We start from the raw sequence: 25,297 nt of genomic DNA, 5'->3' as shown, positions 1-25,297 counted from the left end.
AATGGGGTGGGGAAAATGGATTTAGGAAAAATCGTCAGAGGCGGTCCAAGTCAGTATCTGTGTACAGAGGATGCCATCAGCCAACTGGATGAACTTGTTTCTCCTTTTTCGTCTGTTCATATTGTTACGGGTGAACAATCATTTTCAGCTTTTCAGAAGGTCTATAAAAAAGAAGTCAAGTGGCCGGTTCATCGCTATGACGGAACATCCAGTCATGAAGATATGGACCGTTTGACGAGTGAGATCGGAAAAGCAGACCTGATCATCGGGATCGGCGGCGGACGTGTATTAGATACGGCTAAGGGTGTCAATCATCGGCTTCGTTCTCAATACATCTGTATCCCAACGGTTCTTGGCACTTGTTCTGCGTACACGCCGCTTGCCATCATCTATAATCAGCAGCACGAGCATATCGGCCGCGATCATTTTCAAGAATCCGCTTATGCGGTACTGGTCGATTTGTCTCTGCTGATTGAATCTCCGAAAGACTACTACATTGCCGGTATAGGGGATACGTTAGCGAAATGGTATGAGGCGGAAGCGATACCGAAAGATGTGAGCCAGCAGATCGATCCCTTTGTATCACTGGGACTCACTGCGGCCCTGCAAACGAAAAAACTGCTGCTCCGGTATTCGGAGGAAGCAGTGGTAAGCCTGGAACACCATCAGCTCAGCCCTGCTTTCCGTATTGTATCGGATGTGATTGTCGGTCTTTCCGGAACAGTTGGCAGCTTTGCTCGAGATTATGGCCGTGCATCCGGCGCTCATGCAGTCCATAATGCAATGAGCAAGATTCCGGAGACGAGCCGTTATCAACATGGGGTAAAGGTTGCGTACGGTTTACTTGTACTACTCGCGACCTTGGGGCAGGATGCTGAAGTTCGGAAATTGCTGCCTTTTTACAAACGAGTGGGTCTGAGTTATTCGCTGAGTCAGTTCAAACTTCAGGATATAGATAAAACTAAAGAAATTCTTGCCAGAGAATGTCAAACGGAGCTTGGCTTCCGTTTTGTCTTCAAAAATTTTGATCAGGCGTTTATCCTGAATGCTTTGAACCGGGTGGAAACGTTGGTGAACGAAAGCGGAAGTGAAGGCCAGGCAACCGGTGAATTCGACTACAAGGCAGATGAATCGAAAGTATGAGCAGATTTGCAAATGATGGTAAGACCTTTCAATCCATATTCGAAGAGCTGCACCAGAACCCGGAGCTGTCGTTGCATGAATATGAGACAACAAAAAGAATTAAAAACTGGCTGCAGGGTCAATCAGTTACGTTGCGAGAGACCAGCCTGCCGACCGGCGTCTTTGCCGAAATTTCAGGTGATCTGAACGGTCCTGCTGTTGGGCTTCGCGCGGATATTGATGCCTTGCCGATTCATGAACAAACTGACTTACCCTATCAATCACAAAATGAAGGTGTGATGCACGCCTGCGGTCATGATTTTCATACGACCGCTTTGCTCTGGGCCGCTGCTTTGCTGAAACAGAATCAGGAGCATCTTCCCGGCACCGTTCGTTTGATTTTTCAACCTGCAGAAGAAACCGGACACGGTGGACTCAAGGTGGTCAAAGACGGTCAGCTCAAAGGACTGGATGCGGTCGTTGGTATTCACAACAAACCAGATTTGCCGGTGGGAACCATTGGAATCAAGGCAGGACCTTTAATGGCGGCTTGCGACAAATTTAAAATTACGTTTAATGGAATCGGCGGTCATGCGGCGATTCCCGAGCGGACCCGAGATCCGATTGTAGCGGCTTCATCGTTCGTTCAAACAGCGCAAACGATCGTCAGCCGAAACATTTCGCCAAAGCATGAAGCGGTCGTGAGCATTACCAGTATTCACGGCGGTGACGTGTGGAATGTGCTGCCTGGAAAGGTCGAACTGCTCGGAACAGTACGCACTTTTTACGATCAGGATCGTGATTTGATCATTGATCGCTTTGCCGCAATCGCCGACGGACTTCAACAGGCGTTCAACGTACAGATTGCTGTGGAATGGGGCCAAGGGACGCCATCCGTATTTAATGAAGAAAAAATAGCTCGAATTATTCGAGAAGCAAATGAAAATGAAGTGCGGGTGGTGACACCTGAAGTTTCGGTGGCCGGGGATGATTTTTCCTGCTTCCAACGCGAGGTACCCGGTGTATTCGCATTTGTAGGATCGAACGGACCCGAAGATTGGCATCATCCTGCGTTTCGGGTTGACCCTAAAGGGATCCGCGTTGCCGCAGAATTCTATTATCGCTCTGCGGTTGCCGTTTTGAAAGCATTAAAGCATGCAAACGTATGATAGAGTCATCGTATTTATGATCAGAATTCATTAGCGGATCTTTTAAATAGTGAGTACAGGAATAAATAATCGACCATACTATACCTAATATAAATTATTGAAAAATGCTTATCCAGAGAGGCGGAGGGAATGGCCCTGCGAAACCTCAGCAACCGGCTGATTGCGGTACGGTGCTAATTCCTAAAGCAGAATCATTGCTTGGAGATAAGTTGAGAGCAGCATAAAGAAAAGCCTGATTTCTCTTCTTATCACTGTGGGAAGAGAACAATTGGGCTTTTTATCTTTTTATAGGGAGATGCGGCACGATGAGCAGTGCACTGAGAAAGATGGTGGAAGACAGACGCGAACAATTAATTGAACAGCTGATTGCACATCGAGTTTATAAGAAAGACGGAAGGCATCTATTTGAATTATCTTTGTCAGAACTGGAACATGAATACAAGCAGGTACAGGCAAGCAGTTCATCGATGCATAATCGAGATTTGGCGTAAGCGCCGCTTTTTAGTGACAGAGCTTGGTGTTGCGGAGGCGATCGTACAGAAATTTGCACTGTATCATACGAAAGCAGCAGCTGTACTTGATAATAGCCAGATCAAAGGCAAGTTCAAGGAGTTTATTTCCGAGAGCAACAGCGGCAATATATTCAGAGTCTATAAGAATGTTAATAAAAGAACATTGGGTTTTGAATAATTATCATTGAGAATGGGGAATTGTTGAAATATACTGGAATCGGACATATACCACTGATAAGGACAAAGAGGAACGAGGGGGCACAATCAAAAAATGAATGGTGAACTGCTTCAGGTATGCAGAATTGTTGCAAGTGCAAAAAAAGCGCTAAAAGAGAACAAGAAAATCATATTTGAATCGTTCAAATATGAGGATTCCATTACTTTTCAGCTTATTGAAAAGAAGTCATGGTTTGGGAAAAAGCCTTTTAAAGCTAGTAATGTAGCAGAATGGTTTGATGAATGTTGTAAACGCGGGTTAGAAGATATAAAATGCTTAACGCCGATGCAGGTAGAAGACAGAAATCTGCTTGGATTTTCAAACTCAAGACAAAACATTTTTGTCTGCTTTTATAAAAGTGGTCATGTAACTTACAATACAGTGCATTGGGACTTCCAGAAAGAAAGGCACGCCTGGACAATCACCTATACAGAACACCGCTGGGATAATCCACCTCAAGAGAAGCCGGAATTTTACGATAATACAGCAGACTTGGTAAACGTTTTAAATGAAATTGAGAAATTCGCGCACTTCATTGAATGTGACCATTTTGCAAATTTATTTCATGAGGCTGCCCTTGCTGCAGAAGGGGAATCTACGAAAGAAATGAAACTGCTCATTGATATGCCGAAGAAGAATTTGAATCTTTTTAAAGCAGCAAGTACCGCTGATGTTTTTGGTGCTATGGGCTCATGGAATGATTCTCCGCCATACATGGCTCATGAAAAAAATGTAGACGAACAATATGAACATTTATCTGCGGAATTATTTAGACAGTTATGTTTAGCGACTCTCTATGCGGTGAATGAATGGTAATATTCTTCATGATCATCTGACACCTTTTTTAATCCTCTTATGAAATCCATTTATTTGTGCTTTGTAACTTTACCAATCGAATCGCTTAATTAAACTGAGTTAGCAAATGATAAGTGTGCATCGCCCAAACAGCTTTTTACAGTTTCTGATGCAGCATATTTCTGAGTGCTTTTCCATATTTCCCGTGCAGGGCCAGAATATATAGAACAACACCCAATGGAAGCAGTGCGGCATATTGTATGAAATGAAGCAGTAAGCCTGCCGAAAGCGCCGCGCTCTGCTGAATGCCTAGTCCGGCAAGACCGATAATGACTCCGTATTCGAAAAGACCCACGGAACCGGGTGAGGCAGGTATAAACCCAATAAGGTTTGTTGTGGCAAAAACGGCCAGCGACATACGCAAAGATGCGCCCCAGCCGAAGCCGAACGCAATTAGTCCCATCCAAATGGAAAGGAGGAGAAGTATATACGAGAAAAGCACCCAAAGCATCATGTTCAGCATTCCGATTGTTAAATAGCCATGAACATAGTTTCGAAATCGCGGAACAAAAGAAACAACTGTCAGCAGCAACGCGATGAAGGCAATACATGAAAAGAAAGAAATCCATAAGATTGTAACAATCATGGGCTCTTTAAATCCGGAAAAGGGTACGGCGAAAAGGGAGATGACGATAATTGCTATCGAGTCGGCGATCGCCGGTATCATCACCAATTCCGTCCGACGAAATGCGCTGTAGTTGTCCGGGAAAAAAGCAAAACGTAATCCGTCACCAATATGAAGGGGCAGAATCATATTTGCTGCATGACCGATACCAACGATTTGCAGAGCTCTCAGACGGTTAATATTCGGATCAATGCCCAATGTGTATCCAAGACTCCGAACATAGTTTGAATAGATATTAATGGCAACTGAACAAAAAACTAAGAACCAATTTATTTTCGCATTGAATACAGTGCTTAGATCCAGACCGCCAAGTGTCTTGAATGAATAATAGACGACTAAAACAGTTATGATTATTCCTATTAGTAATTTGAATTTTGTTTTTGTTGCCATTCAACTGCTCCTGCTGCACGTTTTTTGAATTTTAGTCGGTCAAAGAATGTTCAAGTGATTGACTGATTTTCAGAGCGTTGGGTTCCTTTGCTGTTTGTATGAGCAATTCAGTGATCTTGCGCGCCGATTCAGGCTTTTTGAACTCATACTGGTTCTGAGCGATCTGCAGGAGCTGTTCCCCGTCATTTTCCAACAATGCTGAAATCATAGTCGGCAATTGGCGCAAGTCTTTGCAATAGAGTCCCAATCTGTGTTTAAGGACAAAATGAGGATTCTTTGCCTCCTGTCCACGCAATGCACCGGTGACGATGACGGGTTTGCACAGGTTGACCGCCTCCATTAATACATTAGGGCTAGCCCGCATGATCAGAAGATCAGCCTCCATCATGCGCGCCTTTACTTCTTTAATAAATCCATAAATGGTCACTCGTTTTCCAATGTAGGGGGACAAAGTGCTTTCCATTAATTTGGTTAATGCCGTGTTATGTCCTGCAATAATCGTTAGATGGATTTTCTCATCACTTAGCAAGATTTTGGCGATTTTCAGAACCTGAGTCGAGCCTTGACTCCCGCTCATTAGGAGAATAGAAATAAAATTTTTGCGCATGTGACGGAGATCAGGCTTTTTAGGCAGTTTCAAGTCACAGAAGTCGCTGCGTGTCGGGAAGCCGGTATGAAACAATTGATCCTGAGACATACCAGCCTTTAGCATTCTTTGTTCCGCTTCGTCAGAAGGACATATAATATATTTTGCCCGCTTGTCTGCCCAAAGGCTCGTGACATTGTCTAAATCCGCAATCAACGAGATAACAGGAATAGACAAATGTGCCCGATCTAAGACATTGATTACCGAACCGATGAAAAGATTATGAACGGATACGATGACATCGGGATGAAAGGCGTCGATTTTTTCTAACAATGACTTTCTGATGTTATGTGCGACAAACCAATTGACAAGCTGCTTAAATGGACTGCTCAATCGGTAAATGAGACCCCAAAGAGCAGGAAATTTCACTGCAAATGAGTCATAACCTCGGCTGGATGAACGAAGAATACGGCTTCCCAGGTCGAATCCATCAATAACTGTAAACTGAATATCCGGTGACAAAAGCCGGAGCTGCTTGCTCAGCGCTTCCGTGATACTTTTATGTCCGCATCCCGTATGCTCAGATGAAATAAACAGAATTCTACTCACAGAAAAATTCCCCTTCATATATCTTTATGGAGTACTTCCAAATCATTTATCCTATTTCCGTTTAAGTTCGTTTTTTTATTGGCAAGAATACTTAAAATTCTCGGTCGATTGTAACGTTGTATCATGATATAGGGAAGATTGCACACGACAGCAATGAAGATCATAAGCATCGAAACACCTGTATGATTCCATTGCGTAAAGAGCAAAGAACTGATCATAATGCACCAATGAACGAGCTCGGCACGGCAGGTCTCCAAAGCAAATCTGTACAAATAATCCGGGCTGGATCGCTTCATTTGTTTTTTTGAAAAAAGGAAGGACAGAAAATCACTGAGCTCCGGTAAGAGACTCTTCCACCTTTTCACATTAAACCAGTCCTGATAGAAATGGCCGCCTTTTTCCCAGCGCCTTTCCCTAAACAGCCAGCTATCCAATTGGAAGATGGTTATGGGAAGCTTGATCGAAATAATCGTATTGATCAACGAAATAATCATGAAGATGATAAAATTATTAACCAATGCAAGTACTTTCACAATACTCATCATCTCTCTTTTTAAAATCAAAGGTACCTTTTTGTAAAAAAATCCATGCAAAAATTGCTGTCCGGTAAAAAACAGCTTATAAGACTATTTGTGTTAATCATCGAAGGATATTCACTTAAACTATAGATTAAAAGTCAGGTGGAATCAATATGGCATGTCTTCAGGTATGTGTCAAACTTAAAACAGAGCTGATTGAAAACCAGCGGAAGCGGTATAACATAAAGATCCTGTTTCCCATCTTTATTAAAGAAGAAACAGGATCATATTTTATACAAGTAATCCGCCTAGGAGTGACTTTCTATTTGTTTTGCAAAAAATTCGTATTTACCCGTTGTCACAAAATCACAATCTGGTGGCATTGGATTTTCTCTAAGAAGCAGTGCAAGTTTATTTAATAACTGAGAAAAAATGATGCGCTTCTTCTCTTCAATCAAAAGTTTGAACCCATACTGGAATACCTCGGATTTCAGTTCATTCACCCAAACGACGGAACCCAAAAGTGTAATTTTTTCTCCAAGAATGGTTGTTTCAATCTTTAAGACCAGGGATGAATCAATTCCAAAACGTAGGTCAGAAAGAAAGCGCAGTCCACCAGAACCAATATTTTCAATAAGGATGCGCGTGTTGCCCAGTTTAACATGCTGCCCATGAAATTGCACAAGGGTTATCATTGCGACTAGAGGATAATCAAGATCCACTCTGAAATGCTCTCTTCGGTTTTCATAGACTCCACGATTTCGTGAGACAGGTACAGCAGGAGCTCCCTCTTTTTCCTTTCGCAACAGCTTAGCGAACGTAGCGGCTGGAACCGGTTTGGAGAAAAAGTAGCCTTGTATGATATTGCAGTGATAATTTTGTAACAGCTGCAATTGTTCCTGAGTTTCTACCCCTTCAGCAACCACATTCATGTTTAAATAATGGGCCAATTCAATGATTGATTGGGTGATATATTTTGAGCTTTCATCGGTGGTGTCATCTAACGCATCAATAAAAGACTTATCAATTTTCAACGTATCAATTCGTCCTTTGAAACGCTTAAGGTAGGATAGTGATGAATAACCTGTTCCAAAATCATCCAAGTTAATCTTAATTCCTTTGCGTCTAAGACTGTCGATAATTGTAAAAATTGTTTTTTCATTCTCCAGAAGAGATGTTTCAACGATTTCGACCTCTAAGTATTTCGGATCCAAATGTGCCTGTTCCAACACATCCAAAAGATCCACAGTCAGATCATGATCCAAAAAACGGTTTGCAGAAAAATTGATTGAGATCGGAATCGCGGGCAGACCGTCATCTTGCCATGCTTTGTTTTGGAAACAAGCAGTGTGTTCGATCCATTGGTCGATTTTACGCATGATGCCGACTTCTTCGGCTAAAGGAATAAACTCTGCTGGTGAGACCAGTCCCCACTTCGGATGATTCCATCGAATCAGTGCTTCAGCGCCTATAATACGTTTGGTGCCGATGTCTACCTTAGGCTGATAGTATAATTCGAACTGATTTAATTCAAGCCAATTCTGTAAATCCGCCTCTAAAGTAAAACGCTTATAGCCGACGATATCCATTGTGGAGGTGTAGCGTTGATATTTGCTGTTCTTCTTCCCTTTTGCTTTATGAAGAGCTGAATCGGCATGCTTGATTAACGTCGCCGAATGATCACCGTTGTCCGGATAGATGCTGATGCCGATGCTGAGTGAAATCTGCAATCGGTAATTGCTAATAATAAATGGGTGATCGAATGCATTGATGATTGCTTCTGCTTGGCTGATTACGGTGTGATCAAAGACATTTGGGCAAAGAACCAGAAACTCGTCGGCACCAATTCGAGCAGCTAATTGATGAGGCCCAAGGACCTTAGTCAATTTTGTTGCGAACTGCTTCAACAGTTCATCGCCAACCAGATGACTTAGCGTATCGTTAATGTATTTAAAGCGATCTAAGTCCAAATACATGACGGCCAATTTCTGCCCTAAAGTGTTGCTGATAACCATTTCCTGTTCCAATTTTTCTCGAAAGAATCTGCTGTTCGGGAGACCGGTAAGTTCGTCGTGATTCGCAAGAAATTTTGTTAGCGACTGTGCTTTTTTATACTTGGTTACATCTTGGACCGAGCCAACAATCGTTAATTGGTTTTGGTAGATAATTTTTTTCATATGACATTCATAATAATGTGTGCCGTCCTCTTTAATGACTCGTAAGGGCACGTCTTTGCCGGCTCCACCAACGGTTAATTCATCCATTATTAATTGAGTTGTTGATTGATCATCAGGATGCAGAGTGTTTAGGAGACAGGTGCCATTCGTAAAATTCGGACCAACAGATGCATAAAAGTTAGGGTTTCCATAGATCAGCTTATCGCATTGAAGAATAAAAATGCCAAAGGATGCCTCATCTGCAAGACTCTTGAATATCAGTTCAGATTCGATTAAGGATTTTTGTAATCGATTTTTGTTTGTTAGATCCTGGAGAAGCCCAAATGCGCCAATAATTTGTCCCGCTGAACGTGCCGGCATTAGGGCTAATTGACACTCGATTTGTGTACCGTTTTTGTGTGTCAGTGTCGTGTTGATGTACTGTTTTTTGCCGCTCATCACTTTTTTAAACGTTTCTTTGTAGGATGGTACTTCCTTTTCCGTCAGGAACTTTTCAAATTTATTTAAAATGATTTCATCATTAATATAGCCAAAACATTCAGAAAAACGTTTATTTGGTAATACAATCACCCCGTTAACATCCATATAAAAAGTTACGTCCGGGTTTCCTTCAAATAATGATCGAAAAAACAGATCCGGATATTCGATTACATGGTCTGTTGAAGGATCTGTATTTTTTTTAGATTTATGATCAAGCATGGTTTATGCCTCCCTAATTCGAACTGGGGGAAATACAATCGATTCATGTGCGCAAAGACATCTTTGTGATATAAATAATAGTACATTCGTATGACTTTGACTATATGATTTTAAGTTGTGTTTGCATCATTAGCAAATCTTAATTTTGTTATTATGATTTGAAAAAAATTCCTTTAAAAATCACAAACTATTTAAAATATGGTTGATTCAGTAAAAACGTATTGTGCTAAGATAGACTTGGGATGTACATAATCAATAAAAGAGAAGGGTGGAGACAGATATGAGAAAGTACGCAATTATTGGTCTCGGTCACGTTGGCGCAGCCGTTGCGTTCACTTTGGTTTCAAAGGGAATTGCGGATGAACTGATATTAATTGATACGAATGAGGGCCTGGCACGCGCCGAACAACTCGACTTACAGGATATGCAAGGACGAATCGACACGCGAACGATTATTAAAATTAATGACTACAGTGAGCTTGCCGATACGGACATCTTGTTCATTACTGCCGGCAATATTCTCGCCTATAAAGAAAAACAGGCGGAAGGCAACCGCTGGGCTGAATTCAAATACACGAAGTATATTGTGCAGGACATAGCGCCGAAGGTCAAAGCATCCGGTTTTCACGGTGTAGCCATCGATACGATGAACCCATGTGATGCGATTACGCAATATTTCCAGGAAAATACCGGACTTAGCCGGCAGCAAGTCTTTGCGACGGGCACGTTCCTTGACACGGCCCGGATGCAAAAAGTAGTTTCAGATCAATTTGATTGTGATCCGAAAAACGTTTCCGGATATGTTTACGGCGAACATGGGGAATCCCAATTCAGTGCATGGTCAACGGTTCGTGTGAACGGATTGGACATCACTGAGCTTGCCAAAGAGCGGAACCTAAACCTGGATGATCTGGAAGAGGCAGCTCGTCGCGGCGGCTGGGAAGTCTATTCCGGCAAAGGCTATACGAGCTGGGCGATCTCAACTTGTGCTGTTAAGCTCAGTCAAGCAGTGCTTTCGGATGCCAAGGCTGCATACATTTGCTCTTGCTATAATGAAAAGTACGGCACCTATGTGGGTCAGCCGGCGATCATCGGTAAGAACGGAGTGGAAGAAGTCATCACCCTGCCGTTAACCGCTGAAGAGGAAGCAAAATTCAAACACTCTGCGGTTACGATTAAGGAGAAATTTCAGGCTTTTGATAAACAGCCTAATTGATTAGTAATGCAAAACTAAAACTTTTCATATACTCGGTGGTTAAGATCCGATACACTCGGAATTCGGCCACCGTTTTTCTATGAAATTCAAAAAAAGGAGTTCAATTAATGACAACTGAAAAAGAAAAAATGATTCATGGTGAGCTGTATGATGCGTCGGATCCGGTATTAAAAAGCGATCGTTTGAACGCGCGGAGGTTGACACGATTATATAATGAAACGCTTGAGACCGATCGCGAAAAAAGGGCTGAGTTATTAAAACAGCTCTTCGGTTCGACAGGAGAAAAGTTATACATTGAACCAATTTTTCACTGCGATTATGGGTACAACATTCATGTTGGCGAGCATTTTTATGCGAATTTTGATTGTGTGTTTTTAGATATTTGCGAGATTCACATAGGCGATAACTGCATGTTCGCTCCTGGTGTTCACATTTATACTGCGGCTCATCCGCTCAACGCGAAGCTGCGTATATCGGGTGCGGAATTTGGGAAACCGGTGACGATTGGCGACAATGTTTGGATCGGCGGGCGCGCGGTGATTAATCCTGGGGTTACGATTGGCAATAATGTCGTCATCGGTTCAGGTTCAGTCGTCACCAAGGATGTTCCGGATAACGTAGTTGTCGCTGGCAATCCTGCAAAAATTTTGAAGAAAATAGAAGAGTAAAAGGCCTGCTCCATTCATGGATACTTGGTCACTCAAAGGTAGCTCCTTATTTTGGCAAGTCGTCACTCCGACATAATGGTGCACGAATTGTCGGATTTGCTCACTCTGCTTTTGTTACATTTAGTTCAAGGAGGTCATGACTATGGATTCGCTGAGGCAGATGAATTGTGCCATGGATTATATTGAGTCGCATCTGACGGAATCCATCGATTACAAAGAAGCAGCAAAGCGCGCTTGCTGTTCGGAATATCATTTTAAGCGGATGTTTTCCTTTCTTGCCGGTGTTCCGCTTTCTGAGTATATCCGCCGCAGACGGCTGACTCTTGCGGCATTTGAACTCAAAGACAACCGCAAAGTGATTGATGTCGCCGTTAACTATGGATACAATTCTGCTGATGCATTTACTCGAGCTTTTCAGGCATTGCACGGCATCACGCCTTCAGAAGTAAGAAGCACGGCGAAAACACTTAAAGCGTTTCCCCCCATGACCTTCCAATTGACGATTCAAGGAGTTGGAGAAATGAACTATAGACTTGTCGAAAAAGAAGCCTTTCGAGTTGTCGGTTTGAAAAAAAGAGTGCCGATCATTTTCAGTGGTGTCAATCCGGAAATTGAGGCCATGTGGAAGCGTTTAGACGAACAAAAAATTAAGGAACTGAAGGCACTCACAAATGTCGAGCCATCCGGAATTATCAGTGCGTCGACCAACTTTTCTGAAGGCAGAATGGAAGAAAAGGGGGCTCTTGATCACTACATCGGAACAGCAACAACAAAGGAATGCCCAGATCAATTTGCAGTCCTTGAGGTTGCGGCATCTACATGGGCGGTTTTCGAGGCGGTTGGGCCGTTTCCAAGTGCGCTGCAAAACGTGTGGGGCCGCATTTATTCCGAATGGTTCCCTTCGTCCAATTATGAAGCGGTTGAAGGACCGGAGATACTGTGGAATGAAAACAAAGACACAACGTCACCAAATTTCAGAAGTGAAATCTGGATACCGGTAAAACGTATTTCCAAATGATTGCTGCAGCTTTATTGAAAATAAGGTATTCATTCAGCATCATTTCCCAGGGAGAACAGTTCGTGTTTTCACCTGGGATTTTGTTCATTGGAAATGATTCCAATGCTTGAAAGAAAAGGCAAATTGTGATGAAATGTTATGGAATGAGACGGAGCGGCATTTTCATCAGATGTTTGCATTATCATGTAAACGATTACAATTTTATATGTAAAACTGCCTGAAGCATTTAATGTTTTATTAGGCACTTTGCAGGATTTGAGACGTTCTGTTTTGAAAGATAAGGTAGGATGAACGAATTATGGAGGTGCACTATGTTTGGTGAAATCATCGGCTACGCACGGAAACAAAACCGAATAACGGTTGAATTTGAAAAGAATAAAGTCACGATTGCAGTGATCACGCCTTCGATCATTAACTTCTTTGCACCGATCGCAGGTGAGCGGCGTCCGTCAAAGGCGATTGAACATCTTGAAGAAGAGCCGGGAGCACTCATTGTTGATTTTACTGGGGAAACGCTGACCATTCGTACAGAACAATTAATTGTTAAAGTAACGAGCGACTTTAGAGTCAACATCTCGGATCCTTCCGGTACGATTCTCAGTGAGGACTATCGCGGAACGGGCACAGCCTTTATTCGGAGGGGGGCAGGAGAAGGAATTGCCATGGCGGCTGAGGAAGGTCATAAACTTGCTTCGGAAGAAGAGAAAATAAGCTATCGATTAAAAAAGAAATTGGATCCGAACACCTTCTTTTATGGACTTGGCGAGAAGACGGGTCACTTAAATAAAAAAGGGTACCATTACAAAATGTGGAATACAGATGATCCGTCCCCGCATGTTGAGAGCTTTGAAACTTTGTACAAATCAATTCCGTTTCTTATTGCATTGAAGGACAATCAAGCGTTCGGTTATTTCTTTGATACCACCTTTGAATCGCAATTTGATTTAGGTAAGGAGAACAGCGATTACTACAGTTTTGCATCAGCTGGCGGTAATCTTGATTACTTTTTTATTTACGGACCTTCGGTTAAAGAAGTCGTCACCGGCTATACAAAGCTAACCGGGACAACGCCGCTTCCGCAGCTTTGGACACTGGGCTATCAGCAAAGCCGCTGGGCCTATGCTCCTGAAGAGCGGCTTAATGAGGTTGCTGATACGTTCCGTGAAAAAGAGATTCCATGCGATGTCCTGCATCTCGACATTGATTACATGGACGGTTATCGTGTGTTCACATGGGATCACAAGAAGTTTCCCAATCCGGAAGAATTGCTGAAGAAATTGAAAGCAGAGGGGTTCAAGGTGGTTACCATTATTGATCCGGGGGTCAAGAAGGATCGAGGCTATGCCATTTATGATCAAGGGCTCGCCAATCACTACTTTGCGACGGATAAGGATCATCTCCCTTATGTGAATCAGGTTTGGCCTGGCGATGCTCTATTCCCAGACTTTTCAAATGGCAAGGTGAGGGCATGGTGGGCGGACAATCAGAAGATCATGACTGATCTCGGTGTTTCCGGTATTTGGAATGATATGAATGAGCCGGCTAGTTTTAAAGGACCGCTTCCGGATGATGTTCAATTCAACAATGATGGAATTCAAACCGATCATCGCGAAATTCATAACGTCTACGGACATTATATGGCGAAAGCAACGTATGAGGGGATCAAGCAGTCTACTGGTAAACGTCCGTTTGTCATTACACGTGCGTGCTATGCCGGAACTCAGAAGTATTCCACCGTTTGGACCGGGGACAATCAGAGCCTTTGGGAACATTTGCGGATGGCACTGCCGATGCTGATGAATCTCGGACTCAGCGGTGTTGCGTTTTGCGGGACGGATGTCGGCGGTTTCGGTTTTGACTGCACATCTGAACTGTTGTCGCGCTGGGTTCAGGTTGGCGCCTTTACACCGCTGTTCCGCAATCACTCCAGCATTTTCACGCGTGATCAGGAACCGTGGGCGTTTGATGAACAAACTGAATCCATTAATCGAAAATACATCGGTTTGAGGTATCAGCTGCTTCCTTATTTATACGATCTGCTGCATGATGAAGAGACAACCGGATTGCCGATCATGCGGCCGCTGCTGCTCGATTATCAAAACGATTCGGCAACCTATGAAATCAACGATCAGATTCTTTGCGGGGAAGCGATTCTTGTCGCGCCTGTAGTCGAGCAAGGTGCCAAAACGCGGCTTGTTTACTTGCCGAAAGGAAGCCGTTGGATTGATTTTTGGACGAAGGAAAGCTATGAAGGCGGTCAATACATTGTGAAGGCAGCGCCGCTTGATGTATGTCCGATCTATATAAAAGAGGGGAGCATCATCCCGCTCTATCCTGTTCAGAACTACGTTGGAGAAAAAGCCATTGACCAATTGACCTTGGATCTGTATCCGCCTGAAAATGGAGAAACAAGCAGCTATACGCATTATCAGGATGACGGAGAAAGCTTCGAGTACCGCAATGGCAGCTACAACCTTTACGAATTTTCCGCTCAATTGAGCGAGTCGAGCAAGGAACTTTATGTATCGATTAACGCGACACATCACGGTTACGAGAAAAGCTATGATTCCTTTAAACTTATTCTGAACAATATCAAAGCAACATCAGTGGCGCAGAATGATGCGCCAATACCTTTCAAAGTCATGGGGAACAAAACGGTCCTCGTTGTTAAAGAAGGAGAGCTGCACATTAAGCTGTGACCGGATCAGATGAATGACTAAAACAGAACTTAATCATTTTGCCGCGATCAGCACAGACGAAACCCCAGAGAAAGCTTTTTTCTCCGGGGTTTTCATTTTAGCAGCATGTTCGATCACGTTGACTTATTAGCAGCTTTCATAAGACAATAGATCAATACCGGAGGGAGATTAAATGAGTAAAGAACTAGAAAAAGCAATAAGTTTAAGGGAAAGTGGAAGCTATAAAGAATCTAATGATGTATTAAGGATGCTTGTAAAGAAGGAACCGCAAAACGCTTTGATTAACTATCATTGTGCATGGAGTTTTGATAATCTAGGCGAAGAAACAAAAGCGGTCCCCTATTATGAATGTGCGATTGAGTTAGGATTGCCTTCTGATGAAATGCAAGGAGCACTACTAGGATTAGGGAGTACCTATAGAACATTGGGCGAATACGAAAAATCAAAGCGCACCTTTCTTAAGGGGATTGAATTATTTCCTAATAATAGAGCGATTCAAGTGTTCTATGCGATGACCTTATACAACTTAAAAGAACATACAGAAGCTATGGAACGATTACTTAAATGTTTGATCGAAACCACTGCGGATACTGAAATTCTGAGTTATAAAAAAGCAATCGAATTTTATACCAATAAATTAGACGATGTATGGTGAACTGCTTTAACTTGATGTGGCGTACTTCTGACCTTGCTTCTTTTTATCTTACTTTTCGGACTTGGTTCTATATGTCTAAGGACAAATACATGGAGCAACAAACATGTTTAAAGGGAGCATCAAGTGAATCGAATTTCGATTGTAAAGCAATATGTAGCATACATCATTAACGACGGCATAAACAGATGGACTAAATATAAGGGTTGCCTGATAAGTCATTTTGACTTTGAGGCAGCTCTTTTTTTACACAAATAAGTATAAAGATTTAGAGAAACTTAGTATAAGTGGTCCGATAAGTTAAGGAGCTTCGGCTCATGACACTCATTTCCTGTGAGCGACGCCGAAGTCATCGCATCGTGCGGAAGTACGTCCTGTGGCGAACCGGACACTAGGTCATCCGTTAAGCGATTTGTGGAAATTGAACCATGGCAAAGATAACAAGTGAGACCAATGCATGAACATGGATCAGATAAATTTTGAAAAAATAGATGTTCATTTTTCGTATGTGCCATCATGAGATTGCAGATATAATTTGATTAATGATACAGCTAGAGAACTAAGACCTTTCTCCATATCGAAATGAGGTGCGTGGCAGTGATTAAAGATGAGTCGATGAAAAAAGAATATTATCACGCTCTGGTTGAGCGAAATTCAACATATGATGGGATCTTTTTTGCAGGTATTAAAACAACCGGTGTGTTTTGTCATGCGACTTGTCCCGCAAGAAAGCCGCATTATGAAAATTGTTTGTTTTATGAGACGGCGGAGGAAGCACTATTAGCGGGCTTTCGCCCATGCAAGCGATGCAATCCTTTATCGTTTCCACAAAAGCAATCGCCGCTCATTCAAAAAATGGTAGCTCTCGTTGAAGAAAATCCTGAAAAGAGATGGAAGGATTCTGATTTCAATGAACTGGGAATCCATGCTGCGACCGCTCGAAGACAGTTCAAGAAAAACTACAACATGACCTTTGTACAATATGCCAGGGCGAGAAGAATGGGGATTGCGATGAAATCAATACGCACAGGAGAAAAAGTGATCAATACGCAAATTGATATAGGCTACATATCGTCAAGCGGATTTCATGATGCGTTTTCCAAAATTATGGGCAGAACACCGAATCGATCTAAGCAGATAAAAATGCTCTACGCAGATTGGATTGATACGCCACTCGGTCCCATGGTAAGTATCGTGGACGAAAATTTTCTCTATCTACTCGAATTTGCCGACAGACGAGGGTTGGAACGAGAAATTGAACGATTAAGAAATCGATTAAATGCCTCGATTATACCAGGAAAGACTGATCGATCAGATCAAATAAGAAATGAACTTAATGACTATTTTAATAAAGGTCTTAACACGTTTAAAACGCCAATTATGTTCTTTGGATCCGATTTTCAGAAAAGCGTCTGGGAACAATTATTGAAGATACGGATGGGCGAGACGGCAACGTACAAGGATCTAGCCGGATTAATCGGGAACCCAAAAGCAGTTCGTGCAATCGGAAATGCGAACGGCGCAAATCAACTGGCAATCATTATCCCATGTCATCGTGTGATTCAATCGGATGGAGCACTTGGAGGATATGGCGGCGGATTGGAAAGAAAAAAATGGCTGCTGGAACATGAAAAGTCTATACAATAGGCGCGGTGATCAATTGGGTGGAGGCTAACCCATTGTCTGAGGCCCTTACCTTTGTTAAAATTAAATCAATGACAAAAGAGCTTGGAGGTTTTCCGTTTGACAGCATCAATAAGATTAAGAATTTCTGCTTTCAATCGCTAACTAAATACGTTTGAGAGCTCTGACTGCGCTTAGAGCAGCGGGATTGGTCTGTCTGTTTTTGGAAACCTTATAGTATAGGTGATGAAAAAGAGGGGATAGGTCTCCCCTCTTTTTTGCTGCCGGAAGGGGGAAATTTGCGCGTCAGCAATGCAGAGCTAATTTGAAAAATTAAAGAGAAATGAGTGATTCACTGTGACGACACTAAAGCCTCCTGCGAATGAAAATTGGCTAAGAACGATTATCCTCTTTTTAAGCAGCCAGACGGTATCACTTTTTGGATCATCCCTCGTTCAATATGCGATGATGTGGTATGTCACGCTGCGGACAGGATCCGGGTTGATGATGACGGTATACATTATTTGCGGGTTTATTCCGACTTTTCTTTTGTCCCCAGTTGCGGGCGTTTGGGCAGATCGATTTAATAGAAAGAACCTTATTATGTTATCAGATGGGCTTGTGGCCACGGCAACGCTCATTCTAGCCATTTTCTTTTTGGCCGGATTTGATTCGATTTGGCTGCTCTTTCTCATGGCGGCAATCCGCGCCTTTGGAACAGGGATCCAGACACCTGCGGTCGGTGCGGTCCTCCCACAAATTGTGCCCAAGGATAAATTGACAAAAGTGAACGGCACGAACGGCAGCATCCAAGCGGTGATCATGTTTGTCTCGCCGATTGTCAGTGCCGCTTTGCTGACCATGGCATCCATTGAAGTGATCTTTTTTATTGACGTCATTACAGCGGCAATCGCAATCAGCACAATGCTTGCCTTTGTTAAGATATCCATTCATAAAAAAGCAATGACGAAGCAGACAACAAGCTATCTCAGTGATTTTAAAGAAGGATTGCGCTACATTAATAACCATGGTTTTCTGAAAATTTTCTTCCTGTACTTTGCCGTCTTTTTTGTGCTGATGGCTCCGGCAGCTTTTCTGACTCCACTGCAGGTAACGCGTACATTCGGCAGCGACGTATGGCGCCTAACTGCGATTGAGATCGCTTTTTCCGTCGGCATGATGAGCGGAGGTGGGATTATCGCGTCATGGGGCGGCTTCCAAAATAAAGTGAAGACAATGACCTTTTCGGCTATATTGATGGGATTCTGTACCTTTGCGTTGGGGGCGTTTGTTTTCAACTTTTGGGTCTACCTTGCATTTATGGCTTTGTTCGGTGTGGCTATGCCGATCTTAAATACTCCGACGACCGTGCTTCTGCAGGAAAAAGTCGAAGAAGATTATTTGGGACGTGTTTTCGGGGTGATGGGAATGATTTCAACATCAATGATGCCGATTGGAATGCTGATTTTTGGGCCGATCGCAGACCTCATCCGGATCGAATGGCTGCTCCTCGGAACAGGTGCCATCATGCTGATGCTGGCTCTCGGCATGGGCAGGAATAAAGTACTGATCGAGGCGGGCAAACCTGCCGAATCTGAGAATGGATGAAGGTCATGCCTGTAATAAAAGCGCGCGATATCTTAGGATATTGTGCGCTTTTGCATTTCACTTATATCGTTGGGATGAACACAATCCGTTTCCCGGTTTCAGCGGGAGCATTCCAAACGTCTTTCAACTTGGAAAGCGGGACAGGTGCTGCGTTTACCTTCAGCTGACCAGCGGTAATTGCTTGAGTGAGTGCCGGAAGTTCGGAAAGATACCCGGCAGTCGTGACAGAGCCTTGACCGCTGCCGAGTACTTGAAAGTTGGCAGAGCGAAGGGCAACGGAAGGTACAGCGGCAGTAGGGCCGGCAACGGAACCAATTTGAATCCAGGACAACAGTTTGCTGCGATCTGACCGTTTCATCAGGATCGGGAGCATCGCAAGCTCAGCTGGCTTTCCCCAAAGATAGTCGATCACGAGATCAACCTCAGATGCAGCTTGACCAAGACGTTTGGCAGCTGCCTCCAGATCACCCGCCAGAGAGACAGTCTCATTTGCGCCTAACGCAGGCAGGGATTCGAGACGTTCCGGATCACGACCGGCACCGATGACCTGACTTGCACCGAGAAGCTTGGCAATTTGGACGGCCATCTGTCCGGAATTTCCGGTCGCGCCAAGGACCAGAACCTTTTGCCCCGGCTGAATAGCTACCCGTCGACGGAGTGCTACCCATGAAGACATTGCCGGGTTCATTGCTGCGGCGATTTCAACCGGATCGGCATCTTCAGACAAAGGGATACTGCGCCGCACATCTATGACTGCCTTTTCTGCGAATGTTCCCAGCGCTGTATCGGGTGCAATAAAATAGACCAACTGACCATCAGGCAGTCGTCCGACACCATCAATACCGGGGATTAGCGGCAGCTCATCAGTACTGGTATAGTGGGAACCGTTAGCCTGAGAACGTACTCGAGGATGTAATCCTGCGGCAAGAACATCGACAAGCACCTCATTTTTGCCTGAAGGTTGCGGTGTATCAAATATTTCATAATTTGGATCAGAATCAAACGAACGTACAACAGCAGCGTACATAATAGAGACCTCCATTCGTCAATTGCATAAATAATTAGTTTGCTTTACAAACAATATAGTTTGTAAAACAAACTAAGTCAAGCATGTGGTACACTATGAGAAGAAAATGTCCAAATTAAAAAGGTGAAAAACATGAACAATAATCCATTACAAAATCAGAACGATCTGTCAATCGTGGACGGCTTGGTTCAACTCTCGTTTCTTGTCCAGGAAATCCTCGGACGAGTCGGTGCAGAGCATGGACTCTCAATCATTCAGCTTCGACTGCTTGGAATCCTCCGCGATCGAGAGCCAAGCATGCTGCAGCTTGCAAAGCACCTCAACCTCGATAAATCCAGCATTACCGGACTTGTCGATCGAGCGGAACGTCGCGGTCTCGTCGAACGTAACGTTTCTCCAAACGACCGGCGCGGATACAATGTGAGTGTGACTTCAGCGGGACGGGAATTGATTCAGATAGGCAGTGAGGAGGTCGAGCGTCAACTGAGTGCTGCTGTCGAAGGGCTTTCCGAGACGGAGCGTTCACAACTGGCTGCCCTTGCTGCCAAAATTTTGGGGAGTTCTGTGTCTTCAAATGAATGACCAAGGGACTAAAATCTTGTTTCATCTTGTAAACAGTAAAACTGGCCATTGGACGATGCAAAAGAGCTCCCAACTGGAATAAAGTGTGGGAGCTCTTGCTTATTTAAGAGATTTCATATATCGCTTATTTACTTTTTGCTAGTTTCTCCAGCTTCCAGTAGTTCGGTTTTCCACTGCCAAGAAGTGGAATTTCATCAATGGTTTCGATGCTGGCCGGCATATAGAGCATTGACATTTTCTTACTCTTGATAAACTTTTTAAGATCTCGCGACGAAACCTTGGACTTCGTTGTGAACATGACGATTTGTTCGCCTTTTCGTTTGTCAGGAATACACACAGCATAGAAGTTAGACTCGCCAAAGCACTCCAGTGCCAATTCCTCGACCTTGTTCAGGGGAATCATTTCGCCGGCAATTTTTGCAAATCGCTTGAGTCGGCCGATGATGTGAATAAAGCCATCCTCATCAATCTCGGCGATATCGCCAGTGTTATACCACTCTCCGCATGGAATAAAGCCTTGTCCGTGAATGAGATAACCTTTCATTACATTCGGGCCTTTAAGCAGCAGGTTTCCACCTTCGTTCACCCCTTCAACCTTAGCAATCTTCGCTTCCATAAGGGGAATTAACGGACCAACCGTGCCTGCCTTATAACGCTCATGCGTATTCAGTGAGATAATCGGCGAGGTTTCCGTGGCCCCGTAACCCTCCAAGATGGTGATCCCAAACTTATCCTGGTAGGTTTTCCTGACATCATTTTGCAGTTTCTCCGCACCGGCAACCACAATTCGCAGTGTTTGGAATTGTTCCTTCGTCGCAAATTTGGCGTAGTTCTCAAAAAAGGTGTTTGTGGCGACAAAAAGCGTACTTTTATCTTTTTCAATTGCCTTTGGAATGTCTTTGTAGCGCAGCGGTGATGGATAAAGGTATGCTTTTACGTTAGTGACAAGCGGCAGAATGGAACCGACCGTCATTCCGAATGAATGAAAGAGCGGCAGCGGATTGAAAATGCGATCCGTTTCCCTGACTTCGATATGCGCAAAGGTCTGCTTGATATTTGCAAAAATGTTGCGATGGGTCAGGATAACTCCTTTTGGCTTCGACTCGGTTCCTGATGTGAAGAGAATCACTTCGCCAGGTGCCTTTTTCTTTAATCGGGATGTTCTTGATTCGATCAGACCAGTAATTTTATTAAAGGCAGTAATCCCGTGCGCTAAATCTTCGAGATAAATCACCTTAACCTGTTTCTCCATTTCTTCAACGACGAAACCGAGATCCGCCTTTTTAACAAATTCTCTTGATGTAATCACAGTTCCAAGGGAAGCTGTTTCGATACAGTCAATGATGTTTGTCGTGCCCATCGTAAAATTTAACAGGCAAGGCGTCTGTTCATTCTTAAACAGACCGAAGAGCACAATGACCTGACCGACCACATTAGGCAAATAGAGACCAACCCTTTGATCGTTTCCAACCGTCTGTTCTAGCTTCTTGCTCATGATATTAACTGCAATTAAGAACTTTTTGTAGGTGTAGGAACTGCTTGTATCCTCAATGATTACTTTCTTCGGATGTGCTTTCGCCTGTTTGACCATTTCATCAAATAAGTTCACATCTTCAGGTATTTGCAACGTCAAAATAGTCACTCCCATGTCAAAACATTCAGTTTCTGTTTCTATCACTAGATAATTACGAAAAGCAAGGCAGAATGTTTCAAATCACTGCCGGTACTCTTATTATGGACATAACTACTACTATATTAAAACTATTGTGCTTATCTATTTCCTAATTTTCCGATTGCAAAACAAATAAGTTAAAGAGTTTTCATTTCTTTCATGAGATCGAATGATTTACTTTTAATTACCCTATTCTGGGAAATTTCTTAGCAAATGATCATTGATTCAATAATGGAGGCACTTTCCCTGAATGATCAAGTACCATTGTACATCAGAAAATACCGTGTAACATAAAAGTAAAAACAAGTTTAAGTTTTGCCGACGTGTTTCACAGACGTCACATAAGGACTCTGGTGAATAAGAAGAAAATGAGTTCAAAATAAGTTGATCACAAAGAAGAACAGGGGATGACGACATGACACTTGGTTATATAGGTACTTATACCAATGGAGAAAGTAAGGGCATTTATTCTTTTTCTCTGGATGAGGACAAGGCACAGTTGAGCAAGCCGGATGTTGCAGCACAGTTAGACAATCCTACTTATCTAGCAATCAACAAGGATCAAACGCGATTGTACTCAGTGGTAAAAGAAGGAGACAAAGGTGGAGTTTGTTCTTTTACGCTTCATCAGGATGGAACACTGAAGAAAATAAACCAGCATCTCACAGAAGGTGCTCCTCCATGTTATCTCGATATGAACAGCGACGATACGATTCTAGTGGCAGCAAATTATCATAAAGGTGCGGCTGTCGCTTACCAATGGAATACAGAAAATGAATTAAATGAGATTACAGCTGTCTATCACAAAGGGAAGGGTGCAAATCCGGAGCGTCAAGAGCACACACATGTCCATTTTGCTGACTTCACCCCGGATCAGCGTTTTGTCGTGACTATAGATCTTGGAACAGATCAACTGATTACTTATGAATTGAAAAATGAACAATTCCAACAGCGCAGCGTTTGCACATTGGCTCCTGGAACCGGACCGAGACATCTTGTGTTTCATCCAAGTGCTCCGTTTACCTATGTATTGTCTGAACTAAGCTCAGAAATCATTGTACTTCAGTTTGATTCTGAAACAGGCAGCTTCACTCAAGTACAAACCGTTAGTTCATTGCCGGACAGCTTTCAAGGTCATAATCAAGGAGGCGCAATCAAAATTTCAGCAGACGGACGTTTTATTTACGTGTCCAATCGCGGTCATAACAGCATTGGTATTTATCAGGTGCATGAAGGAGGAGCGGCGTTAAAGCCGGTAGGATTCTGCTCATCAGGTGGTGAGTGGCCAAGGGATTTTGAATTGGATCCATCGGGGAACTTTGTAATTGCTGCCAATCAAAACTCAAGCAATCTTGTGCTCTTCAAGCGCAACACGGAAACCGGTTTATTAACGAATCTCCAGAGTTCGTTATCTGTTCCGAATCCGGTTTGTATAAAATGTTTAAACCATAGATGAGTCCTTGCTGATTGTGTATAGGAATCAGATCTAGATCTAAAATTGTCCTTCGTCTTGGGTTGTCTGCCAAAGATGGGGACATTTTTACTGCTTTAAAAGTTGAGAAGAAAAGTGAGTAGAAAATGAGCGCAATAAAAAAAGATCATTCACTGAGTCAGCGAATGATCTTTTTGACTATGAACTAGAATAGTTGCAGCTGATTTTTCAAGCTGTATGCGACGCCATTGTGATTGCAGTCGAGCGTGACATAGGAGCTTATTTCCTTGATCGAAGGAATGGCATTGCCCATGGCAACTTGTGTTGCGGCCGTGCGAAACATGGGCAGATCGTTATGGCCGTCGCCGATGACAATGGTATCTTTTTGATGGACACTGTAATGTTTGGCTAACTGACGGATTGCTTTACCTTTGTCGATTTTACTTGAGTTGAATTCCACTGTATAGCCTACTGAGTTGGTGCAAGTAATATCCGTTCGATCAGCGAAATGCTCCTTGAAATCAGCAAGGGTATGCATATTAAAAGAAAATATGAGCAGTTTGTATATGGCACGGCCGTTGCGGATGAGCGTACCTATCTCTGAACGAGGCAGCCAACCTGCCTGATTAAACTGGACTTCTGCGCGTTCCCAAGCCTTTTGCGCTGTTTCTTTTGTCAGATTATTTTCTAATTGGTCAAGTTCTTTCCGAAGAATGATCTTGCCGTCTGGCGGAGCAAGCAGATCATGCTCCACCGTTACCTCATAGTAGAGATGGTGGTATTCTGCGTATGCAATCAATTGTTCAGCAGCATCCTGTGGAATCGATTCTTTACTTAGAAGCTGACCGCTGCGATCAAAAATTGTCGCACCGTTTGAAGCGATCACAGGCAGCTGCACTTCGTTCCTAAGCATCGCTTGAACATCCATGATTGCCCGTCCTGTAGCAATCGCAACCAGATGATGCTTTGATGCTGCGGAAACTGCGTTCATATTTTCAGAACTGATTATATGATCCTTGTTCAATAGTGTTCCGTCCAGATCAATGGCGACTAGTTTCAAAGTCAACACTCCTCGTTACTTTGTCTGTGGAAGGGTTCAGTCCTTTTATTTAAGTGTTGATGTAAATAGTACGGATTCCCCGGCTTTGACTTGGGTCAATTCTGACCAATTAAAGGAAAATTTATCTTCCGCAGTATTCGTGATCACAATGGGGACAACGATGCCTTTCCCTTTTTCGCTAATGAAATCAAAATCCACCTTCATCACGGGTTGACCAGCTTTGACTTTATCGCCGACATGAACGAGGTTTTCAAAGCCTTCGCCTTTGAGCTCTACGGTATCCAGTCCGATATGGACGAGAATTTCTTCGCCTAATTTCGAACGGATGCCGAATGCATGCTTCGTAGAAGCGAGTTGAATCACTTCGCCATCCACGGGAGCAACGATGGTATGCGTCCGGATATCCGGTGTGATTGCCATTCCTTCACCCATCATTTTCTCAGAGAAAACCGGATCCGGAACATCTGTAACCATCAGCGATGTACCTGATATTGGTGCATAGACCTTTTCTTCTTTCAGTGCTTGTTTTTGAAATAGTTTGCCGAACATATCGATCGCCTC

22 protein-coding genes and 1 riboswitch are annotated in these 25,297 nt (G+C 43.3%); of the genes, 14 read left to right on the top strand and 8 right to left on the bottom strand.

What is annotated here, in order from left to right; genetic code table 11:
- The first annotated feature begins 15 nt into the window (after positions 1 to 15).
- The 5 genes from AC6F33_RS14005 to AC6F33_RS13985 all read left to right on the top strand — a co-directional run bounded on the left by AC6F33_RS14005 (position 16) and on the right by AC6F33_RS13985 (position 3,836).
- Positions 16 to 1,143 (top strand): iron-containing alcohol dehydrogenase family protein, encoded by a 1,128-nt coding sequence (locus AC6F33_RS14005; RefSeq protein ID WP_255748936.1) that lies wholly within the window; start codon positions 16 to 18, stop codon positions 1,141 to 1,143.
- On the top strand, positions 1,140 to 2,291 hold the full coding sequence (locus AC6F33_RS14000) for an amidohydrolase (protein ID WP_500777292.1): 1,152 nt from the start codon (positions 1,140 to 1,142) through the stop codon (positions 2,289 to 2,291). Before AC6F33_RS14005 ends, AC6F33_RS14000 begins: the two co-directional genes overlap by 4 nt.
- A gap of 105 nt (positions 2,292 to 2,396) precedes the next feature.
- Positions 2,397 to 2,502: riboswitch (SAM riboswitch) on the top strand.
- 94 nt (positions 2,503 to 2,596) lie between these two features.
- Complete coding sequence (locus AC6F33_RS13995) at positions 2,597 to 2,782, top strand: Fur-regulated basic protein FbpA (protein WP_255748938.1); 186 nt, start codon at positions 2,597 to 2,599, stop codon at positions 2,780 to 2,782.
- On the top strand, positions 2,724 to 2,981 hold the full coding sequence (locus tag AC6F33_RS13990) for a DUF4180 domain-containing protein (RefSeq protein ID WP_480948667.1): 258 nt from the start codon (positions 2,724 to 2,726) through the stop codon (positions 2,979 to 2,981). Before AC6F33_RS13995 ends, AC6F33_RS13990 begins: the two co-directional genes overlap by 59 nt.
- Positions 2,982 to 3,074: 93 nt before the next feature.
- The gene (locus AC6F33_RS13985; RefSeq protein WP_255748940.1) at positions 3,075 to 3,836 is read left to right on the top strand and encodes a hypothetical protein; all 762 of its coding nucleotides are present in this window, start codon (positions 3,075 to 3,077) and stop codon (positions 3,834 to 3,836) included.
- Positions 3,837 to 3,972: 136 nt separating this feature from the next.
- On the opposite strand, the gene AC6F33_RS13980 is transcribed toward AC6F33_RS13985, so the two are convergent.
- From AC6F33_RS13980 to AC6F33_RS13965, 4 genes are all read right to left on the bottom strand, one after another.
- Complete coding sequence (locus AC6F33_RS13980; protein WP_500777291.1) at positions 3,973 to 4,890, bottom strand: lysylphosphatidylglycerol synthase domain-containing protein; 918 nt, start codon at positions 4,888 to 4,890, stop codon at positions 3,973 to 3,975.
- Positions 4,891 to 4,921: 31 nt separating this feature from the next.
- Positions 4,922 to 6,085, bottom strand: coding sequence for an MGDG synthase family glycosyltransferase (locus AC6F33_RS13975; RefSeq protein ID WP_500777290.1), 1,164 nt, complete (start codon positions 6,083 to 6,085; stop codon positions 4,922 to 4,924).
- Positions 6,086 to 6,099: 14 nt separating this feature from the next.
- A complete protein-coding gene (locus tag AC6F33_RS13970) occupies positions 6,100 to 6,630 on the bottom strand; it encodes a glycosyl-4,4'-diaponeurosporenoate acyltransferase CrtO family protein (protein WP_500777289.1) in 531 nt (176 codons plus the stop codon).
- Positions 6,631 to 6,911: 281 nt separating this feature from the next.
- The gene (locus AC6F33_RS13965) at positions 6,912 to 9,479 is read right to left on the bottom strand and encodes an EAL domain-containing protein (RefSeq protein ID WP_500777288.1); all 2,568 of its coding nucleotides are present in this window, start codon (positions 9,477 to 9,479) and stop codon (positions 6,912 to 6,914) included.
- Between the two features lie 280 nt (positions 9,480 to 9,759).
- Between AC6F33_RS13965 and AC6F33_RS13960 the strand changes: the two genes are divergently transcribed.
- From AC6F33_RS13960 to AC6F33_RS13930, 7 genes are all read left to right on the top strand, one after another.
- Positions 9,760 to 10,695 (top strand): L-lactate dehydrogenase, encoded by a 936-nt coding sequence (locus tag AC6F33_RS13960; protein WP_500777287.1) that lies wholly within the window; start codon positions 9,760 to 9,762, stop codon positions 10,693 to 10,695.
- Positions 10,696 to 10,802: 107 nt separating this feature from the next.
- Complete coding sequence (locus tag AC6F33_RS13955) at positions 10,803 to 11,363, top strand: sugar O-acetyltransferase (protein ID WP_255748946.1); 561 nt, start codon at positions 10,803 to 10,805, stop codon at positions 11,361 to 11,363.
- 142 nt (positions 11,364 to 11,505) lie between these two features.
- Complete coding sequence (locus tag AC6F33_RS13950; RefSeq protein WP_480948665.1) at positions 11,506 to 12,381, top strand: AraC family transcriptional regulator; 876 nt, start codon at positions 11,506 to 11,508, stop codon at positions 12,379 to 12,381.
- 311 nt (positions 12,382 to 12,692) lie between these two features.
- The gene (locus tag AC6F33_RS13945) at positions 12,693 to 15,080 is read left to right on the top strand and encodes a glycoside hydrolase family 31 protein (protein WP_500777286.1); all 2,388 of its coding nucleotides are present in this window, start codon (positions 12,693 to 12,695) and stop codon (positions 15,078 to 15,080) included.
- 172 nt (positions 15,081 to 15,252) lie between these two features.
- Positions 15,253 to 15,735 (top strand): tetratricopeptide repeat protein, encoded by a 483-nt coding sequence (locus tag AC6F33_RS13940; RefSeq protein ID WP_480948663.1) that lies wholly within the window; start codon positions 15,253 to 15,255, stop codon positions 15,733 to 15,735.
- Positions 15,736 to 16,332: 597 nt separating this feature from the next.
- The gene (locus AC6F33_RS13935; protein WP_255748998.1) at positions 16,333 to 17,379 is read left to right on the top strand and encodes a bifunctional transcriptional activator/DNA repair enzyme AdaA; all 1,047 of its coding nucleotides are present in this window, start codon (positions 16,333 to 16,335) and stop codon (positions 17,377 to 17,379) included.
- A gap of 333 nt (positions 17,380 to 17,712) precedes the next feature.
- Positions 17,713 to 18,963, top strand: a complete 1,251-nt coding sequence (locus AC6F33_RS13930; protein WP_255748950.1) for an MFS transporter — start codon at positions 17,713 to 17,715, stop codon at positions 18,961 to 18,963.
- Positions 18,964 to 19,024: 61 nt separating this feature from the next.
- On the opposite strand, the gene AC6F33_RS13925 is transcribed toward AC6F33_RS13930, so the two are convergent.
- Positions 19,025 to 19,990, bottom strand: a complete 966-nt coding sequence (locus tag AC6F33_RS13925) for a quinone oxidoreductase family protein (RefSeq protein WP_255748951.1) — start codon at positions 19,988 to 19,990, stop codon at positions 19,025 to 19,027.
- Between the two features lie 132 nt (positions 19,991 to 20,122).
- Here AC6F33_RS13925 and AC6F33_RS13920 point away from each other — a divergent pair, with 132 nt between their 5' ends.
- Positions 20,123 to 20,572 (top strand): MarR family winged helix-turn-helix transcriptional regulator, encoded by a 450-nt coding sequence (locus tag AC6F33_RS13920; RefSeq protein ID WP_255748952.1) that lies wholly within the window; start codon positions 20,123 to 20,125, stop codon positions 20,570 to 20,572.
- A 124-nt stretch (positions 20,573 to 20,696) separates the two neighbouring features.
- On the opposite strand, the gene AC6F33_RS13915 is transcribed toward AC6F33_RS13920, so the two are convergent.
- Positions 20,697 to 22,214, bottom strand: coding sequence for an AMP-binding protein (locus AC6F33_RS13915; RefSeq protein ID WP_480952916.1), 1,518 nt, complete (start codon positions 22,212 to 22,214; stop codon positions 20,697 to 20,699).
- 445 nt (positions 22,215 to 22,659) lie between these two features.
- Here AC6F33_RS13915 and AC6F33_RS13910 point away from each other — a divergent pair, with 445 nt between their 5' ends.
- The gene (locus AC6F33_RS13910) at positions 22,660 to 23,700 is read left to right on the top strand and encodes a lactonase family protein (protein ID WP_480948661.1); all 1,041 of its coding nucleotides are present in this window, start codon (positions 22,660 to 22,662) and stop codon (positions 23,698 to 23,700) included.
- Positions 23,701 to 23,881: 181 nt separating this feature from the next.
- On the opposite strand, the gene AC6F33_RS13905 is transcribed toward AC6F33_RS13910, so the two are convergent.
- Positions 23,882 to 24,736 carry a Cof-type HAD-IIB family hydrolase gene (locus AC6F33_RS13905; RefSeq protein ID WP_480948660.1) on the bottom strand — a complete coding sequence of 285 codons (855 nt, stop codon included), beginning with the start codon at positions 24,734 to 24,736 and terminating at the stop codon, positions 23,882 to 23,884.
- A 45-nt stretch (positions 24,737 to 24,781) separates the two neighbouring features.
- Positions 24,782 to 25,285 (bottom strand): PTS sugar transporter subunit IIA, encoded by a 504-nt coding sequence (locus AC6F33_RS13900; RefSeq protein ID WP_480948794.1) that lies wholly within the window; start codon positions 25,283 to 25,285, stop codon positions 24,782 to 24,784.
- Positions 25,286 to 25,297: the final 12 nt, after the last annotated feature.

Source organism: Sporolactobacillus sp. BBK16-2, assembly GCF_059878335.1.
This window is presented reverse-complemented; position numbering and strand designations above follow the sequence as displayed.

Coding starts and splice junctions, on each gene's coding strand:
- AC6F33_RS14005 (WP_255748936.1), top strand. CDS start 16: ATGGATTTAGGAAAAATCGTCAGAGGCGGTCCAAGTCAGTATCTGTGT.
- AC6F33_RS14000 (WP_500777292.1), top strand. CDS start 1,140: ATGAGCAGATTTGCAAATGATGGTAAGACCTTTCAATCCATATTCGAA.
- AC6F33_RS13995 (WP_255748938.1), top strand. CDS start 2,597: ATGAGCAGTGCACTGAGAAAGATGGTGGAAGACAGACGCGAACAATTA.
- AC6F33_RS13990 (WP_480948667.1), top strand. CDS start 2,724: ATGAATACAAGCAGGTACAGGCAAGCAGTTCATCGATGCATAATCGAG.
- AC6F33_RS13985 (WP_255748940.1), top strand. CDS start 3,075: ATGAATGGTGAACTGCTTCAGGTATGCAGAATTGTTGCAAGTGCAAAA.
- AC6F33_RS13980 (WP_500777291.1), bottom strand. CDS start 4,890: ATGGCAACAAAAACAAAATTCAAATTACTAATAGGAATAATCATAACT.
- AC6F33_RS13970 (WP_500777289.1), bottom strand. CDS start 6,630: ATGATGAGTATTGTGAAAGTACTTGCATTGGTTAATAATTTTATCATC.
- AC6F33_RS13965 (WP_500777288.1), bottom strand. CDS start 9,479: ATGCTTGATCATAAATCTAAAAAAAATACAGATCCTTCAACAGACCAT.
- AC6F33_RS13960 (WP_500777287.1), top strand. CDS start 9,760: ATGAGAAAGTACGCAATTATTGGTCTCGGTCACGTTGGCGCAGCCGTT.
- AC6F33_RS13955 (WP_255748946.1), top strand. CDS start 10,803: ATGACAACTGAAAAAGAAAAAATGATTCATGGTGAGCTGTATGATGCG.
- AC6F33_RS13950 (WP_480948665.1), top strand. CDS start 11,506: ATGGATTCGCTGAGGCAGATGAATTGTGCCATGGATTATATTGAGTCG.
- AC6F33_RS13945 (WP_500777286.1), top strand. CDS start 12,693: ATGTTTGGTGAAATCATCGGCTACGCACGGAAACAAAACCGAATAACG.
- AC6F33_RS13940 (WP_480948663.1), top strand. CDS start 15,253: ATGAGTAAAGAACTAGAAAAAGCAATAAGTTTAAGGGAAAGTGGAAGC.
- AC6F33_RS13925 (WP_255748951.1), bottom strand. CDS start 19,990: ATGTACGCTGCTGTTGTACGTTCGTTTGATTCTGATCCAAATTATGAA.
- AC6F33_RS13920 (WP_255748952.1), top strand. CDS start 20,123: ATGAACAATAATCCATTACAAAATCAGAACGATCTGTCAATCGTGGAC.
- AC6F33_RS13910 (WP_480948661.1), top strand. CDS start 22,660: ATGACACTTGGTTATATAGGTACTTATACCAATGGAGAAAGTAAGGGC.
- AC6F33_RS13900 (WP_480948794.1), bottom strand. CDS start 25,285: ATGTTCGGCAAACTATTTCAAAAACAAGCACTGAAAGAAGAAAAGGTC.